The sequence below is a fragment of the Streptomyces sp. NPDC029169 genome, assembly GCF_055563935.1.
On sequence record NZ_JBVHXA010000030.1, the window covers coordinates 29152 to 31544 of the forward strand.

Genomic DNA, 2393 nt, shown 5'->3' on the forward strand with positions numbered 1-2393 from the left:
GGATGGCGGGCCGCTTTCCCCCTCCCCCCCCTCCCGAACAGCGAAGCCACCCCTCCCCCCCCCCCCCCCCCCCCTTCTCCCTCCCCCCCCCCCCCCCCCCCCCCCCCCCCCCCCGGGGCCCGACTCGGTCTGGCTGCGCAGCGAGCCGCCGGTGAAGACCTGGGGGCAGCAGTTCTCGACCTGTTCGTCGTTCACGGTCGACGAGGGCGAGAAGGTCGCGTTCGTGCTCACCTGGCACCCCTCGCACGAGCCGCGTCCGGAGCTGGTCGACCCGTACACGGCGCTCGACCAGTGCCTGACGGACTGGCGGGACTGGGCGGCACGCTGCACGTACGAGGGCCCGTACCGGGCGGCGGTCCTGCGCTCGCTGCTCACGCTCAAGGCGCTCACCTACGCGCCGACCGGCGGGATCATGGCCGCGCCGACGACCTCGCTGCCGGAGGAGCTGGGCGGCGTACGGAACTGGGACTACCGCTCCTGCTGGCTGCGCGACTCGACCCTCACCCTCGGCGCGCTGCTCTCGGCCGGCTATATCGAGGAGGCGGAGGCCTGGCGCGACTGGCTGCTGCGGGCGGTGGCGGGCGATCCGGCCGACCTTCAGATCATGTACGGGCCGGCCGGCGAGCGACGGCTGCCCGAGACGGAGCTGCCCTGGCTGCGCGGCTACGCGGACTCGTCGCCGGTACGGGTCGGGAACGCGGCGGTGGAGCAGTTCCAGCTCGACGTGTACGGCGAGGTCATGGACTCCCTCCAGATGGCGCGGGAGGCCGGGATCCCACCGGTGCGGCACGCCTGGAACATCCAGCTGAGCCTGCTCGGCTTCCTGGAGTCGACCTGGCGGGAGCCGGACGAGGGACTGTGGGAGGTGCGCGGGCCACGCCGCCACTTCGTGCACTCGAAGGTGATGGCCTGGGTCGCGGCCGACCGGGCGGTGCGCGCCCTTGAGGGCGACCCGTCGCTGCGCGGGGACCCGGCGCGCTGGCGGGCGATGCGGGACGAGATCCACGCGGAGGTGTGCGCCAAGGGGTACGACCCCGAGCGCAACACGTTCACGCAGTCGTACGGCTCGCGGGAGCTGGACGCGGCGACGCTGTTGATCCCCCGGGTGGGGTTCCTCCCGCCGGACGATCCCCGGGTGGTGGGCACGGTGGACGCGGTGCGCGAGGAGCTGTCGCACGGCGGGTTCGTCCGCCGCTACAGCACCGAGGGCGTCTCGGTCGACGGCCTTCCCGGCAGGGAGGGAACGTTTCTGGTCTGCTCGTTCTGGATGGCGGACGCGCTGCGGATGACCGGGCGGGAGGACGAGGCGCGGGAGCTCTTCGAGCGCGTCCTGGAGCTCCGTAACGACGTCGGGCTGCTCGCGGAGGAGTACGACCCGGTCGCGCGGCGACAGCTGGGCAACTTCCCGCAGGCGTTCAGCCACATCGGGCTGGTGGGGACCGCCCTGGCGCTGCCGCGCGAGGACGCGGCAGGATGAAGGCATGGATCTTGGACTGAAGGACCGTGTGTACGTGGTGACCGGCGCGACGCGGGGGCTCGGCCGTGCCTCGGCCGAGGCGCTGCTCGCCGAGGGGGCGAAGGTGGTGATCACCGGGCGCGAGGAGAAGACGGTCGCCGAGGCGGTCGCGGAGCTGGGCCCGGGCGCCGCCGGTCTCGTCGCCGACAACGCCGACCCCGAGGCGCCCGGCCGGCTGATCGCGGAGGCGCGGTCCCGCTTCGGCCGCTTCGACGGCATCCTCGTGAGCGTGGGCGGTCCGGCACCGGGCTTCGGCGCGGACAACACCGACGAGCAGTGGGCGGCGGCGTTCGACAGCGTCTTCCTCGGGGCAGTACGGATGGCCAGGGCGGCGGCGGAGGCGCTGACCGAGGGCGGGGTCATCGGCTTCGTCCTGTCGGGCTCGGTCCACGAGCCGATCCCGGGCCTGACGATCTCCAACGGGCTGCGCCCGGGACTCGCCGGGTTCGCGAAGTCCCTGGCGAACGACCTGGGCCCGCGGGGCATCCGCGTCGTCGGCGTCCTGCCGGGCCGGATCGACACGGACCGGGTGCGTCAGCTGGACGCGCTCTCGGGCGACGCGGAGGCGTCCCGCGCGGCGAGCGAGTCCCGTATCCCGCTGCGGCGCTACGGCACTCCGGAGGAGTACGGCCGCACGGCGGCGTTCCTGCTGTCGCCGGCGGCGTCCTATGTGACGGGCGTGATGATGCCGGTGGACGGCGGGGCGCGGCACGGGTTCTGACGCGCGCGGAGGGCCATCACCCCCGCTGCCCCCGTGTGGGCGGGGGTCCCGCCCTTCCCACCCCCCGTGTGGGCAATCGTCCCGCTGGGGCGGGACGGGTGGGCACACGGGACGGCGCCCCTGCGGGCGCGTTCCGCTCATGCGCCCCTGCACCCC

1 protein-coding gene and 1 pseudogene are annotated in these 2393 nt (G+C 74.3%); both read left to right on the forward strand.

Going from position 1 to position 2393, the window contains the following annotated elements:
* Positions 1–109: 109 nt before the first annotated feature.
* Positions 110–1477 (forward strand): annotated as a pseudogene (locus ACZ4VI_RS34090) (glycoside hydrolase family 15 protein); the annotation flags it as partial.
* Between the two features lie 4 nt (positions 1478–1481).
* On the forward strand, positions 1482–2237 hold the full coding sequence (locus ACZ4VI_RS34095) for an SDR family oxidoreductase (RefSeq protein ID WP_468005683.1): 756 nt from the start codon (positions 1482–1484) through the stop codon (positions 2235–2237).
* Positions 2238–2393: the final 156 nt, after the last annotated feature.